Source organism: Bacteroides intestinalis, from assembly GCF_003464595.1.
GTDB classification, from domain to species: Bacteria; Bacteroidota; Bacteroidia; order Bacteroidales; family Bacteroidaceae; genus Bacteroides; species Bacteroides intestinalis_A.
This window is the reverse complement of record NZ_QRZF01000004.1, coordinates 422,517-438,123: the sequence shown is the minus strand read 5'-3', so window position 1 is coordinate 438,123 and position 15,607 is coordinate 422,517. Positions and strand designations below refer to the sequence as shown.

Below are 15,607 nucleotides of genomic sequence, written 5' to 3'. Positions count from 1 at the left end.
GGATTGAGTGGGAAGAATAAGATGATAATATTCATTTTAGTTCTTCTCTTTGTACTTCATCCACTCCCTTTATGCGATTGATGTGACTGATAATAATTTGTAACTCATTGAATGAGTGGACCGAAAAATTAATGAAACAGTCCACTATTTCGTCTGTTGTGGTGGTGTGTAAACTTTCAATAGAAAGCTTTAGTTTATTGGTGATGCAGTCAATCAGGTCACTTAACAGATGATAGCGGTCTATTGCCTTGATATGAATTCGTACCGGATACAGAATATCATTGTCTTCTTTGAATTCGATGGATACAATGGAATCACCCTTCTGTGAAGCCAAACGGATAGCTGTGGGGCAATCACGTTTATGAATGGTTACTGATTTGTCATTTTCTGTAAATCCGATGACTTCATCTCCCGGGAGTGGGTGACAGTAGGGGCAACGTTGATATGGTATCTTTTTCATCCGATACAGATAAGTGCGCAAATAACGTTTTGCCTTATAAGTTAAGACGTGATTGATCCAATCCGGCTGTGGATGTGTTTGTTCGTTTGCTCCAACTTCTACACAATCCCCACGGTGAAGTACGGTCTTGATAGAGCATAATTTTCCATTGATACGGGCATATTGGGCATGTTCTCCTAACCGGCTGTGTATTTCAAAGGCGAAGTCCAAAGCCGTGGCATGTTGTGGTAGAATAACTGCTTGCCCCTTGGGAGTAAAGACCATAATGTCATCATTATAAAAAGATGAAACGACATTTTCGATGAACCAGCCATCTTGACTGTGATAAGCAATGTCTTGTAAAACGAACTTGAACTTTTCGATCCACTTCTTTATATTGCTTTCTGAACGGCTGGCTACACAGCCAAACTGTGAATTATAAATCATCCGTTCGCTGCTGATATGTATTTCTTCCCAGACGCCGTGTTCGGACAGTAATTTTACATGAAAACTTTGATAGCCGTTCTCTTTCGGAGAATCCACATAGTTGGCAATACTACCCGGTTTTTCTTTGAATATATCTGTCAATAGTGAGTAGATTTTTAAGCATATGTTCTTTTCCGATGCTTCTAAGTCATCGGGAAAAATGATCTGGATGAAATGCCTATGATCCAGGTGCTTGAAGTCCTTATGGGATTGATTTATCTTATGCCAAAGACTATAGGGCATTCTATATTGTACCTCTATCTTTGCTTGAATATTATGCTTCTGAAGAATACTTCCTATCTTATCAGTGAAAGATTTTAGATCGGTATGATTATCGCTTTTGTCTTGTTGAAGCAGTTCTATGAACTGTGCATATTCATGCGGACAACGGAAACGGAAACTGAGATTTTCCAGTTCTGTTTTTATCTCGTACAAGCCTAGGCGATTAGCTAAAGGGGCATAGAAATAATCAGTTTCACCTGCTATCTTCATTTGTTTATCAGGCTTCATGCTGTCGAGTGTACGCATATTATGCAAGCGGTCCGCTAGTTTTATCAGGATGGCACGTATGTCATAATGTACAGAATCGAGCATCTGTTTGAAATTATCCAGTTGTTTGGACATTTCGTAGTGTTCTTTCTTCTGTTTGGTCACCACACGTACTAAGAAAGCGACATCTTCACCGAATTGTTTCTCAATGTCTTCTACGGTATGTGGTGTGTCTTCTACCACATCGTGTAAGAAAGCAGCAATCACAGGATTTGCTCCCAGCATAAGTTCTTCTGCAACGATACGGGCCACTGCTATCGGATGAATGATATAGGGTTCTCCTGTTTTGCGCGTCTGCCCTTTGTGAGCTTCATGAGCCAGCTGATAAGCTGCTTTAATTTGCTCCATTTCTTTTGGGGTAACCCGTTGCTCCATTGTGTGGAAAAGATTTTCTACACGTTCTTTTATCAGTTTTTCGTAATCTTGTTCCATAGTCTTTATGAATAATATTGTTATTTTACCCGTTCTCCTTTGCCATTCAGTAGCACGCCGTAATCATTCTGAGATTCACAGAGATATAGATCTGCTCCTACAGCAGTGATGGTACTATATGAAGGAGGTGTAATGATTCGACCATCCGGCGACATCAGGCCGTACCATCCTTGTTCTGCCTGATAACACATACATCTGGCGATTGCTTGCATATTGGTTGGTTCGTTATCTTCCGTTTCACTTATTATTTTGCCATTATCATCGTAATTCTTTGTGGTGCCATAGCGCAATTCATTTGTAGGATAGGTGATTTTCTCTACATGGCTGATGTAGAAGTCGTCTATGAGATTGCCTTGCAGATCATATTGACGCATCGTGTGATCCTGCATCGTGCTAAAGATAATACCGTCATGGATCCAGTAACTTGCTTTATCGTAAGGGATGATAGTATTTAACTTAGTGTCCATTACTGTTTCTTCTATACCGTTATTTACTATCAATAACGTGCCATATTGTTGGATAGAGAAATATTGCGGTTCTAAAACCCACTTGCCAGTTAGGTCTATCAGTCCTACTTTGTCTCTACACTCATTATGTACCACACAAAATCCATTATGGAACACATATCCTTCCATACCTGGAATATAGGGTTGATGATTGTCAATAATCACTTTACCGGCCGGATCGATAAATTTTATCCAACCATTATCATCAACTGAAGCTAATCCATCAGAGAATATCCACGCATGATCATATCGGGGTTTTATGGCTGCTTTCCCAGTAAACATATTGAAGTATCCACGCCGTTTCCCATCACTATAACATATTAGCGAATCATTACCCAGAGGTTTAGCTATCCACTGAATATTTTTCAGTGTCTTGTTGTCATTGCGGTCGATGACATATCCCTTTTCGTAATAACTATCACGGCAGAAAGTTGCATTGCGTGAAAGATATTGCGTATAGACTTCTTTCGGGGTATCAGCAAATGTAATATCATAGCGGTTACATAGTGTTTCAAAGAAGCTACAAGTCGCAGCAACAGTGCATAAAATTACGAATAAAGTGAAACAGGTGCCGACAATACGGCGCAGGAGTTTTCCATACTTCGAGTTATCTTTCATTCCTAAAACTACTGTAATCCAATTGGCAATACCGGTCAGAATGCCGGTTAGTCCATGCCAAAATAAAATGATTGCTCGTTTCATTTTTAATCCTCCATTTTATAATAATAGGAAATACAGTTCTCATCACAGAATTCTTTCAATCGGGTAATATCATTATCCGCATCGGGCAATCTGTCAAGAGCCCATTTCAAACCACTCTCATCCTTAATTCCAAGAGTGGTAAATAAAGTCTTTGCATCAATATCCTTAATGATATATGTTTGCTTTGAATCGTTACCAAAACATGAACCGTTACTAGCATCATAACAGAAAAAATATTTTCCATTAATAATACTATAATCTGCCATGAAGGATTTTTTCTTGTGTCTCATACTTCTCTTACTGAATTATTGGCTTTCATTATAGATGTTCATTGCTTTTATTTAGGTGTTGTTTTACCGTGATACAGGTCGTCAGCGATATGCAATACTACATCATGCAGTTCCAGGTCATCTTTATAGAATTGGGGTATCGCATCGTAACCAATAGTTGCACCTAACAAGTTACCAGTTACAGCCCCCGTAGAATCGCTGTCACCTGCATGATTCACAGCTGCGATCATGGCTTTTTCAAAGTTCTCGAAATGGGTTAAAGTACAGTAGATGGCTATAGCAACAGTTTCTTCAGCGACCCAACCTCCCCCTAATTCGTCTTCGATGGTACGTACATCATCAGTTGAAATGTCTGATAAAAGAATAGCCTTCTTTACCAAAGAAACAAATTTTTCAACTTCTTCGGCATGGTTGGAAAACATCCGCTGTGTGGATTCTAGTCCTTCCCTGATATACTCCTTGAATGTTTCCTTTTCCGGATGTTCGTCGGTTGCCAGACGATAAATGAGATGGGAAATAAGAACTGCAGGAATAAAACCTAATGGATGCTGATGAGTAAGTTCTGCTGTATCTGCTGCAAGACGGTCAAGTGCATCTATATTAGATATTCTTCCTTGGGCTAGGCCATATAAAGGGATGGGAGCTATGCGCATAACTCCGCCACATCCTTTGCTGTTATTGTGAGGGCTTTTTCCCGCAATAATATCAGAAAGAGCAGTGAGGCAGGTATTGCCGGGTGCCCTGCGCTGGTTTAATTCCGGAATATCCCCGATCCAGCATTCATTGAAGCGCTTACTCCTCCTACCTAATTGAGTGTAATACCATTCTATATAAGCTTCACAAATGCTGGGTATAGGAGCACTCCCTTTTTCTTTTGCATTTAATATACCACAGGCTGTAAACAAGGTCATCTGTGTATCATCAGAAATCCAAGCTTTCCCGGTAGAATTATCTTCGTTCTTCCACCATTGTCTAACGTCAAGACGGGTAATTCCTGCATCTCCATATCTTCTTTGAATACCTGTATACGAATCTATAAATTCTACAGGATACCCTAAAGCGTCACCTATGGCTCCACCTATTAATGAACCACGTATTCTGTCTTTTTGTGTTTTCTCATCCATAATATTGTTCTTTTTAATTTGCTATGCTGTTATTAATTTGTTTACTGGAGATTTGCAATAACATATCTTCCGGTTGCTGGTATATTATTCGCATAATTTTCGGTATGCAGGTATCAACTGCGTTATAACAAGTTTGGATCATGGCATTTATGATAGAGTAGTTGATAGCACCGTTATCTGTATTAACCATCATCGTAGATACAATTTCTCCATCTTCCTCATCCAAATTGAGGCATATTCCGGGTGCCTCATGATTCATTTTGTTCAGAAGAAGTATAGCAGCAGTTCTTTTTTCTTCCGGAACTTTGGCTGGCATAGGAATGTGGCATCTTATCCAGTCGTTTTCTTCGTTGTACAGAATGAAGGCTTTTAAGTTCATTCCATTGCTTGTCATACCAAAAGCATAGAAGTGATTTTCTTCGTCACATTGATAATCTGCGCCAACGCTTTCTAAGAATTCTTGCAGATGGATTCTTAAGGGTTTCAATGCTGTTGTTTCCATGATTGTTTCCTTTCTATTATAGAGTTCTATGATATTAGTTCATATTTACATTCGGGAAACCATCGTTCCAGAACGTTATTTACTTCCGATTCGATTTCGGGAGTAATGTATTTGCATACTTTTTGATAGGCAATGGTTAGTGATACTACTTCGTCTATCCAGCCGATAATGGGTAGGCGTTTAGCCGAAATTAAATCAATGGGGAGCACTAAGTAGGAGATTGCAGATGCAATGAGTAGCTTGTCTGTTTTCGGAGTATCAGGACTCTTCATTACATAATACAATAAGAGTAAAGGACGTGCACCTGCTCTTCCTGCTTTTCTGGCATACTCGCCAAGCTTTTCCCATAATAGAGGGTAGTTGATAATCGTTTTCTTTCTCATAATAGTTCTTTTTGTTATTTATTTATATAGAGTAGACATACAGAGAAATCTTGCAACTAAAAAGAAAAATAACTATTGGGAGTTATGGTGAGAAAAGGAGACTTGAGATTTATGCTCCTATTGCAGTATGATATGAAATCTGAGGCAAAAGGTTATTTATCTTAATTCATTGCTTACTTTTGCATACGCAATATTGTTTTTCCATCTTAGAGTAATTTATTGATAAAATGTTTGAGTATAGTTTACATTGATAAATGTCAGTGTAGAATTGTTGTTGTATCTAAATGTTTGCTTCATATTAAAGTTAGGAGTGGAAAAGATGTACTTTGTTTTCCACTCCTAAATGTTATAGAAACAGCATATATGTTAGTAAATCCAGAAGAGCCCCTTTGTTTTTACAGTGTTGAGTGTTTGATTTATCGAGCTATTGCATGCAGCTAATGTAGACAATCTGATAGGCTCTGACAGCCTAAACGTTGCACCTTCTTGACATTTACGGAAGTTTTCGCCAAATTGTTTACGTTCGTTCCAATCACGTTCTCTATCATATTTAAGCGTGCCACCAAATATGCCTTGACAGAATAGCGCATCACCAATCTCATAGATTATTCTTGCATCATAATCATTATCTATGGGAGCACTTGAAAAGTCTACCTTATTCCAATTGAGTTGAAATGAGATAGAAGACTTTGTATGAAAACATTCTTGGAAGATTTTGTTTATTTTACCTGATATCATATTGTCGAGTTTTGCGTGAACTTTGTTGGAAACTTGCGTGTTGATTTGAGTTGCATTAGCTCCAATAATACTATTATTGTGTTGCTCTACTTTGTTGAGAAGAGCTCTTAATGTTGTGAACTTCCCTTCAATAAAATCATCGCATATTTTTAATATAGGTGGTAATTGCACTTCCTTGAATGCATCATTAACAGCGTCTTCAATGAACTCAACGAGTATATCATCCGTGAGTTCGTTTTTGATGGTGGTCTCCATTTCCTCAAGCATTTTGCGGAACTTACTATCTGCGTAAGCATACAAGGCAATCCCATCAGAGACTACATAAGATGGATTATTGTCACAAAATACTTCCGTTCCTTGAAAAACATCTTCTACAAGATCTTTAATCCACGGCATACGTGATGCACCGCCTGTTAACAAAATCATTTCCGGTGCCACGCCGCTATTGTGCAGCCTTTTGAGATCGTCTTTTAAATCAGAACGATAATCAGTTAGAATCGGATCGTCTAAAAATTCTTTATTAATATTACAATGGTAGAGAATATCCAAGCAATCATACTTAGTCTCAATTTTATCAGTAAGTATGTCTCCTACTACTCTGCTAGTTTGAAGATTTAAGCCCATTTTATTCTGGCTTTTTGTGTAAAAAACTTCTTTTTGCTCCTTGATGTAATGTCGTACTGACATTTCCCAGTTTATTTTCTTGTTGTCTGTTTCCTCCAAGACAGCTGGGATAACAGATTTTGCTTTTTTATATGTATCTTGTGTTTCTGTGCACCAATCTTGAATAGCACGTTCTACACGACTGGCTCCATTTGCTGCGCCTTGTGGATATTTATTGTTTTCATTATGAGGGTAATAAGTGAAGTCGATAGTGCTTGAACCTAAATCTATAACAAGAATTTTTAGATTAGGATTTTGTTTGGTTAGGTGAATGAATTTAAAGAAGGCAGCATCACTTTCTCGAATGATAAATTTGATCTCATTAATTGGTAGAGCCTCTAAAAAGAAATTTTTATAATCTTCAATGACGGAGTTATGCCCATTTTTATCGTCTTCACCCCACGCTGAAGGACAGGCAATACATAAATCGAAGTTGCGGTCTTGCGGATTGTTCTCATCGAAATGCAGGCTATTATTGTTGGCAATAATAGCCTTGAAAACGAGATTAATAAAAGCTTTATAATGCTCCTTGTCGTCTTCTTCCATTTTGTTAACTTCGGCCTTGAACTGCATGGCGAGATCCGGACGGGCAAAGTCTTCTTGGTCGGTGGCAAATTTCCATTGACCGTCTTCTCCTCGACAAATAACAGTTTCGACCTTGCGTGCTTCGTCAGTACTCCCTTTTAGAATATTGAGTTTAGGTACATCATAAGCACCTTCTTTATTTTCCGGGTAGGTAGCTGTGAGATCAATATATGAGGCTGTTGTTTCTCCGTGACCAAAATCAATGCATACGCAATACTGTTTTTCTTCTTCCATGATTAAATAGTTGTTTAATGTGTTAGAGTATAATAGTAGAATTATTTAGTTTAGGGATATGGGGACTGTTTTATTGGTAGCCTTATTGAGGCTACTGTTCTAAACTTCTGGTAGAAAAACTTTTCCTTTCAGAACAATCTCTCTTCCCTCTTCTTTACGATGGAAAATAGCCGGGGATACTGTGTTAGGTTCTGATACTTCCATTTTGATATGTTCCACATTGAAGTTCTCACTTTCTTCAGGGGAATAAATAATAAGATCATAATCAAAAAAGTCCAAAATATAGCTTATGTCTTCTCTGAAACGTTCGGTGCCAATTTTTTCCAATCGTACTGCATTGTTGTAAAGGCGCTGCATCCATTTGAGAATTTCTAAATGAGAGTCCATTAATGGGTCATCACCTTTGTTTGAACCCTTTATGATTGCGATGACTTGGTTGATACTTGTAATCTGCTCATTAATAAGGTTTTCTATTTCGGTAATGTTTGTTGTAATATGGAGGGTAGGTTCAACTGCTTTTTCTTCTTTTTGTTCCTTTTCTTTTTCAGATATCTGGTGTAGCTTGAAAGAACTGACAGCAAGGTAAATTGCAAGAACTGTAATAAGGAGTGATATGTTTAAAGATAAGATTTCAAAATAAATAAGAACACCTGATAATGCAATTAATATCGAAATTGCGAGATTATAAATAGGAGAAAATATCCTTGTCTTTTCTTGTGATGAAACAATAGGCAGATAGGGCATTTTAATACCCATTGACAAAGGAATAGTTACTTTGTGGCAAATAGCTTCTATTGCCTGTTTCTGTGACGGAGTTAGCCCGTGTAAATTAATGTTGTCAAAAATGATTTGACGAGCGTTGTCTTGAATAGCTTCAACTGAGGCATTTGTATTTAATAATGCTTCAAGTTCTGATTTACTTTGTTTCATATTATTTATTATTTAGTAATTTAATGTTTTAATCTTTAGAGTGTCAGTCCGGTCATATTGAGCGAAAACGACATCCGTTTGCATGATAGGGCCTTGCGTGAGGCTTTTTGCGTCGAAAATAAATAATCGTCGGTATGAAGTGAGCACGAATCCTTCGCGACCATTGCATTTGACGCCTACATGAACAGCTTGCTCCCCCTTCAGAAATGAAACATCTCGAAGATTTATTTCCTGGAGTGTACACTTTACCTTACCGTAATCTGTAACGTAGGCATAGCCTCCATTCAGACATGACACGAAGCTTATAGCAGGTTGTCCATCGGGAGTCATTGAAGCATATGAGGATGTATCGACCTTAAATCCTTCTTGGTTAGTTAAAAAACCTACGGCTTTATTACCAATCATCAAGAGACGTGAAAAGTCACCGGGTTCAATGGATACTGATTCAGATCCTTTTATTTCTATAATAGCAGGTTCACCGTTTTCTGAACAATTGGCAATAAGAACATTCCGAAGGTTACCCTTGTCTTCTTTTTTGTATCGTTCAATAGTGTGACATTCACCGGCATGTACTATATTGACCGGTTTCGACCAGTCTACATCCGATATGCCTTCTTCAGCAAATAGATAGGTAAAGATGCTGTCAATAGCTTTCGGGTTGTCTTCTATGATAATCATTAATGCGGCAACTCCTATTTGCATATTATGTTCAGGAAGTTTGGTGATTCTATGATCATAGTTCCAAAGAACAAAATTCGTGTTACTATTTGTTCTCAGGCATTTGTCTTCCACTTTATATGAACTTAAGTCTTTTCCTTCAATCCAACTGATGATGATATCTAGCATTTGGCAAATTTTTCTGTCATCGGAAAATGCTATACGATGATTATTGTCTTTCCAATATTTTGCAAATGCAAAGCGTGAATTCCAAAAATCCGGAAAGTGGAAAAACTCTCGAAAGTCTTCAATTCGAAGTATGATAACACCTTGTAGTTTCATATTTATTATTTTTAATTAGCGGGGACAAACATCTTTCCAGCGTTTTGTAATGACGAGTCCTGTACATGTGTAGAGTTGCTCATCATATTTGCAGAGTGAAGATAGATAATTGGTGTTCCAGCAAAAATGCTCATCTTCTTTATCTGTAAATAAATCAACAGTGCTAAAGGGAATGACCTCTTTTTCTCCGACACAGCTGAAATTATCTTTGCAGAGTTGAACAAAACATTTGACCATATCAAGCAGATTGGTTTCTCCATAGGTTCGAGTTTCGGAAATTGTCTCTTTCAGAGCTTCGTTAAAAGCTTTGCGAGTGAATACAACAGTCGATTTAGTTCCGGAATGGTATATACGCCTCTTTGCTCCTTCTATAATTGCTTCTATGTCAGCTCCGGTGACAAACTTATTGTTAGGTTTGATGTGACCTGAATCTTTATCATACCGTTCAAGTATGAGGTTATCAAGAAAAGGAGCAAAGTATTCTTTTTTCAGAATTTCTTCAGCAAAAAGGTGTCCTGTTGCATGATCTTCGGCATAAGCAGCTTCTTGTCCACAAACAATTCCATTGAATATTGCTTGGCATTCTTCTGCTGATGGCATATATGAGAAATATTTCCGGTCGAAACGTCCATTGCGAAAAAGCTCCGGTGGAAGGGATGAGACATCATTTGAGGTGGCAACAATGAAGCAACAGACACCGTGCTCGTCTTTCTCTTGCATCCAAGTTAGAAACTTTCCAAACATACGTTTTGTTACTCCTCCATCACCGGCACCTCCGGAAACACCGGCGAAGTTTTTTTCAATTTCATCAATCCAAAGCACACAAGGTGACATGGCTTCAACAAGGTGTAGTGCTTCTTCAAGATTATGTTCAGATTCACCGACATATTTTGATTGAAGTTTACCCATATCTAACTGGATTAGGGGTAACCCCAAACTACGAGCAATAGTCTTGGACATAAGAGATTTGCCAGAACCGGGTATGCCGGAAAGTAAAACTCCTTTAGGAGCACTGATTCTCGCTTCCGTGAGAGCTTGTTCATAGTTTAGAATTAGTGGTTTTACTTCTGTTAACCAATTGTCAAAACGTTTCATGCCAGCTGCTTCTTGCTTTTTTCCAAGTTTGACATATTCAAGAATAGGTGATGTGCGAATCAGTGCGGCTTTTTCATCAGTGATGATTTTTTCGAACTCTTTCTTGTATTCTTCAATGAGGTTTTTACGTGTGGTTTGCCCGATCTCTAATTTTAACCGACGAAATATTTGTTCTATTTTAATTACAGAAAGTCCTTTTAGCTGTCGTACCAGAAAATTCATTTCTTTTCCTGTACGGTCAATCTCTTTATCGTCGTGCTTTTTGATTAATTGTGCAATGAGGTCTGTAATTTCATCTTCTTTCATAGCTTCAAGCCAAATGACTTTGCTGTAAGGCTTTAAGTCAGCCGGAATAGATGGTATCTGAGGGGTGACAATAATTGCCATAGAGTGACGGAGTGCGGATACTGTTAAATAGTCCATATCTTCGTAGCCAAAGCCATTAGAAACTCTGGTGAGATTTTGTAACCCTTTGTAGATATCCTGCCAGATTTTGGTGTTAGGATTTCCGGCATCTTGTGCTCCGGCAGGAAGGAATTGGAGGAAAAGTGAAGGAACTTCTATATCTGTCTTAACTTCGCCTGTGTCTTCATTCACTTCTATTGGAATTTTTGCAAAAAGATTTTGAGGCTTTTTTGTCTTGTCTGCAGACATGAGAACGACAGAAGTCCCATTTTGTGAAGTGTTGACTTTGTCAACTTTCATTGGTTTGCGACTTACCGGTGCAATAAGACGATGTGATTTGTATATAACTTCATGTACAAGTCCTAATTGATCTGTAATAATAAACACAATAGGAATCTCGGCCAACAGTGTTTTTTTTAGTTCCTCTGTTAGTCCTCCTTGCTGTGAAAGGAGATAGTGTTTTGGATTCATATTTTACTCTTGTTTTGATAACTTATCAATAGCTTCCATTATTTCAGAATTCTGAGATCTATATTCTTCTTCTTCCTTTGCCATTAATTCATCTGCCATTTTAAGAATCTCAGGATCAACTTTTTTTCGGTACTCTTCAATGCTTTCTGATACAACAGGACGATGTAGCCAGGCATTCAGTATGTCTGCTGATGCATCTGGTCTACGCGCAATAGTATCAATTGTTAGTAAAGCTCGCAATGGGCTCATCTTCATATCCTTCACTAGACTTTCTACTGTTATGGTGAGTAGATTATCTTTTATCCTTACCTCGTTATTAGGTAATTTTCCTGTGTCAAGCCAATCTTCAATAGCTTCTTTGGTGGATTGGCATGTTCCCAATACTTCGACGTAGATGTTTAAAAAACTACGAATTGATACATTGGGGTTACTACTTTTCAAATAGATGTATAGTTTCTTGAATAAGGGTCGCATAATTTTATTATATAGTTGTTTATATACAATTGAATGTATTATCCTTGGAATACTGATTGGGCAAATCCGCGAGCATCAACTTCGATTTGTTGTCCGTAATAAAACAGAAAATCTTGGTCACCATTTTCATATTTGAGATTATTTTCTACCCAAACGACCAGTGTTGGCGTATCGTAGCCGTACGGATTATTTGTTCCCGCTTGGATTGCTTTCTCTTGGGTTCCATGTTTCAATTCATGATAGATGGTGCGTATTATTTCTCCTTGGCTGTCGCATGCTAAAAAAGGTTCGCTAAAACAAATAGTACCATTTGGACTATAAGATCCATAGCGTGTTGTAGATTCATCGAAAACAATATTGTTAACTTCGACTCCCATGATAGAAGCAGCTTCTTTAGTAAGTGTTATTACTTTTTGTTTACGTTCGTCAATTGACATCTTATTCCAGCATGAAAGGATATCTTCTCCTTTAAAATTCCTGTTTAGGGATTCTGTACAAGCTGCTGCCATTTGTAAATCATTACCATGTGGCTCATAAGTTGCGTCAATATAATTGGTATGTTTGTTTATAATATCTCGAAGCTGTTGTGCTGTATTATAATTCTTTATTGCCACTTTTATAATATAAGTGACTGAGACTCCAACTGCCAGGAGTGCTAGTGTTATAGGTTCCATTTTGCTTAAGTTATTATGTAAGAACTAACTATTGAGGGTATAGAATTACCCTCAATAGTTACGCATGGTTATTATTCAAGGACCACTTGCGGTTGTACATTTGTGCCTGATTCGGTTTCCATAATATTTGCATCAGAAGTTTCAAGATTTTGTACAGCCTCCATTGTTGCAGGGTTATCTTGACGTTTCTTTTCGATCCATTGAATGAGTTTGTCATAAAGTTCGCCCGCTTTATTAATAGTTGGTTCTATGAGATATTTTTGGATGAATTCGGAAACTTCAAAAGAGCCATAAAGAGCGACAGCTAGGGCGATAATTGTTGCGAATGTGCCGGCTCCGAGCCAATTGAAGATTAGCATACATAAAGGCATAATACCGAAAAACGCAAGAAAGATACCGCTGAGAAGAAGTGTTCCCCAGAGTAATACCCCACCAATTATTTTAATCCATTTGGCCCAAGTGGGAAGATCAATAATGTTGTCTTGCAATTGTGTGGTAACTTTAGCTTCTTGAATACCGGCGGCAACTGTCATACCGATGTTTTCAGGCGTTGACTCGCTGAGTTCGTTTATTTTACCGTTACGGCTATCGATATAAGTCAAAACGGCGGTGTAAAGTGTGTTGTCACTGTCCGCGAGAAACTTACGTAATTCTGTGATGTCTCCAGTCGCATTTTCAATACTTTCGGGGATATTTGCTCCGAGAATGTTCATTTCTTCCATGGCAATAATAGCTTCTTGTTGGAGCACTGCAATGGTGTCATCTGCTATTTCGCGTCCGGATATAATCTGTTCACGAAGACTTTTGAGTTGCTCGTCTGTAAGTGTGTTGAGTTCTGATGGATCAATTTTGGAAACACGTGCTACAAGGAGGATGTTCACTAAAAGATCGAAGCATTCTTGTTGGCTTTTTCCTTTAATAAGAGATGTAATTGCTGCTTGGTGATTAAATCCATCTTCTGTTGCAAAAGTGTCAATGCCGCGGTTGAAAGTATCAATGCCAATTTTTATCTTTGCAATAATTTCTTGTGCTTCACTCTGACTTATATTGGGAAGATGGTCAATGATATATTGTTGGCAATATTCATCTTGGGTCATTCCACTTGGGCGGTTACTCCCAAATTGATACGCTCTGTCCATCATTTGCTGGAACTGCTGTTTGTTGAAATCTACATTCATAATAATTCTTTTTTTAATGAGTAAATTAATTTGTTTATTTATATAGAGTCTCAACTCTGTATTTTCTTTCAGTTATTGGTGGTCTTTTTATCTGAAATCTTTGGTTGGATCGATTTTACTTGCCGCTATAGTGAATGAGTCTTTTGCTGTTGACTTTTCATCATAGAAAGTGTCTTCTCCAAGAAGTTCATCAACCATATCTTTATTAAGCGCAAGGTAACTGCGTTCTATAGTTGCTAAAAGTTCCAGCTCATTGTTAGCACGCAGTCGAGAATAGAGAAACTTTCTCTCAGATCGTGATAGCCTGCCTTCTATGTAGGCAATAAGTTCTGCATCGGTAATAAAATATGTTCTCATATTTTTTCTTCTTTTAATAGTTTTTGAAATTCAATTCTTAAGTGCTCTTTTGCCCTTAGTTTGAGTAGGGAAACTGCATTTTGTTTTCGTTTATTGTCCCAATCCTTAATAGGTGGTGATTTTTTTGGTACAATATAAGCTGACAGTTCTTCAAATGCATCAAGTGTATCAGTATCATCCATAATGAGAAGCTCTATTACTTTACGGTCTCGTTCATCTGGTAACCTGTCTTTGGCCTTTAATGCAAGTGATAAAAGAGTGGGATCAATTGTTTCATCAATATCTTCCCTCTGTTCTAATAGAATAGCTACGTCTTCATTTTCTTGCACAGAAATGGAATTTTTATTTAAGCTGTTATTATCTTCTTTCATCTTTTCCTTACGGAAGAAGCGAGAAGTTATACAAGATAGATATGAGGCGAGGCTTGCATCATCCTTATTCTTAAACAAGCATAACTTATGCCATTCGAGGTTTTGGGCTGAGATAAAGAAATAATACGGTGCTATTAGACTTTGATAATATAAAACTCGGCCTGATGTATCTATAGTGACATCTGCATGGATATCTTTTCCAATGCTGTTAAGCATAGGTATAGAGTATTCATTTAGAAAGTATTGAACTTCCTGCTTTGCATTGTTGGAGATACGACGGACAAATTCATGTTCAGCAAAAGTATTTTGCTGTTTTAGTAATTTAATGAGCTGAGGTAATGAGAGGGATGATATTTCTATTTTATTGCAAATTCCTTTGGGGTATTTCATAATATCTATAGATTTATTTGTAAAAAGTATATTGAGTTTGTTTATCGAATGATGACTTTCTTATGAAGAGATTATAGATTTTGCCATCCTACCTTTTTCTTTAGGAATCAAACCGGGGGTAAATGGCAATTTCCATCCCCATAAATATTTAGCATATAATGGTCTGAATATCATCTTTATGGCAATGCCATTTGTGATGAGTCCGATGATTGCTCCTACAAGGGGGCCTATTATTAATTGTGTTTCCATATTCTTTCCTTCTTTGTTAAATTAGAAGGTAGTACGGCTCCAATAATTTAGCTGTTACCTGTTATTTAACGTCTTTTGTATTATGATATAAGAGCTATACTATATTTGTTCAAAAATAAAGTAATAATACTTTATGTGCAAACAACAATTTGTTCAGATACTCTTATTCTGCCGAAAAGATGTCTTATTCTGGTTAAAAAGAGGATTATTCTGACAGTTTTATTAAGAGTTAGGGTTGAAAAGACGGATTAGCTTAGAGTCTGAAACTGGTTTCTTGAGTTTACAGTAATAATATCGCATACAGATGACTTCTATATCTTATGCTCTTGTGTCTGATAATTAGTCTCTTATGGAAGTTCAACTCTTTGTCGACAAGGAATT

Annotated in this window: 16 protein-coding genes; all 16 read right to left on the bottom strand. The window is 37.5% G+C overall.

What is annotated here, in order from left to right; genetic code table 11:
- Positions 1-31: 31 nt before the first annotated feature.
- Positions 32-1,906, bottom strand: coding sequence for a RelA/SpoT family protein (locus DWW10_RS08350; protein ID WP_022394161.1), 1,875 nt, complete (start codon positions 1,904-1,906; stop codon positions 32-34).
- A 20-nt stretch (positions 1,907-1,926) separates the two neighbouring features.
- Positions 1,927-3,114, bottom strand: coding sequence for a WG repeat-containing protein (locus DWW10_RS08345; RefSeq protein WP_022394160.1), 1,188 nt, complete (start codon positions 3,112-3,114; stop codon positions 1,927-1,929).
- 2 nt (positions 3,115-3,116) lie between these two features.
- Entirely contained in the window at positions 3,117-3,404 is a 288-nt protein-coding gene (locus DWW10_RS08340) for a hypothetical protein (RefSeq protein ID WP_022394159.1), read from the bottom strand.
- A 47-nt stretch (positions 3,405-3,451) separates the two neighbouring features.
- Complete coding sequence (locus DWW10_RS08335) at positions 3,452-4,528, bottom strand: ADP-ribosylglycohydrolase family protein (protein WP_022394158.1); 1,077 nt, start codon at positions 4,526-4,528, stop codon at positions 3,452-3,454.
- Between the two features lie 13 nt (positions 4,529-4,541).
- On the bottom strand, positions 4,542-5,030 hold the full coding sequence (locus DWW10_RS08330) for a YbjN domain-containing protein (protein ID WP_022394157.1): 489 nt from the start codon (positions 5,028-5,030) through the stop codon (positions 4,542-4,544).
- Positions 5,031-5,056: 26 nt separating this feature from the next.
- The gene (locus tag DWW10_RS08325) at positions 5,057-5,416 is read right to left on the bottom strand and encodes a YkvA family protein (protein WP_182021373.1); all 360 of its coding nucleotides are present in this window, start codon (positions 5,414-5,416) and stop codon (positions 5,057-5,059) included.
- A 363-nt stretch (positions 5,417-5,779) separates the two neighbouring features.
- A complete protein-coding gene (locus DWW10_RS08320; RefSeq protein WP_022394155.1) occupies positions 5,780-7,633 on the bottom strand; it encodes an Hsp70 family protein in 1,854 nt (617 codons plus the stop codon).
- Positions 7,634-7,732: 99 nt separating this feature from the next.
- Positions 7,733-8,563: a hypothetical protein gene (locus DWW10_RS08315; protein ID WP_022394154.1), complete on the bottom strand. Its 831-nt coding sequence runs from the start codon at positions 8,561-8,563 to the stop codon at positions 7,733-7,735.
- Between the two features lie 12 nt (positions 8,564-8,575).
- A complete protein-coding gene (locus tag DWW10_RS08310) occupies positions 8,576-9,409 on the bottom strand; it encodes a hypothetical protein (protein WP_147350463.1) in 834 nt (277 codons plus the stop codon).
- Between the two features lie 168 nt (positions 9,410-9,577).
- The gene (locus DWW10_RS08305; protein ID WP_022394152.1) at positions 9,578-11,533 is read right to left on the bottom strand and encodes an AAA family ATPase; all 1,956 of its coding nucleotides are present in this window, start codon (positions 11,531-11,533) and stop codon (positions 9,578-9,580) included.
- Positions 11,534-11,536: 3 nt separating this feature from the next.
- The gene (locus DWW10_RS08300; protein WP_147350462.1) at positions 11,537-11,974 is read right to left on the bottom strand and encodes a hypothetical protein; all 438 of its coding nucleotides are present in this window, start codon (positions 11,972-11,974) and stop codon (positions 11,537-11,539) included.
- Positions 11,975-12,045: 71 nt separating this feature from the next.
- Positions 12,046-12,681 carry a M48 family metallopeptidase gene (locus tag DWW10_RS08295; protein ID WP_022394150.1) on the bottom strand — a complete coding sequence of 212 codons (636 nt, stop codon included), beginning with the start codon at positions 12,679-12,681 and terminating at the stop codon, positions 12,046-12,048.
- Between the two features lie 71 nt (positions 12,682-12,752).
- Complete coding sequence (locus DWW10_RS08290; RefSeq protein ID WP_022394149.1) at positions 12,753-13,859, bottom strand: hypothetical protein; 1,107 nt, start codon at positions 13,857-13,859, stop codon at positions 12,753-12,755.
- An 87-nt stretch (positions 13,860-13,946) separates the two neighbouring features.
- Positions 13,947-14,216, bottom strand: coding sequence for a hypothetical protein (locus DWW10_RS08285; protein ID WP_022394148.1), 270 nt, complete (start codon positions 14,214-14,216; stop codon positions 13,947-13,949).
- A complete protein-coding gene (locus tag DWW10_RS08280; RefSeq protein ID WP_022394147.1) occupies positions 14,213-14,977 on the bottom strand; it encodes a hypothetical protein in 765 nt (254 codons plus the stop codon). The genes DWW10_RS08285 and DWW10_RS08280 overlap by 4 nt, the downstream gene beginning before the upstream one ends.
- Positions 14,978-15,037: 60 nt before the next feature.
- Entirely contained in the window at positions 15,038-15,226 is a 189-nt protein-coding gene (locus tag DWW10_RS08275) for a DUF445 family protein (protein WP_022394146.1), read from the bottom strand.
- Positions 15,227-15,607: the final 381 nt, after the last annotated feature.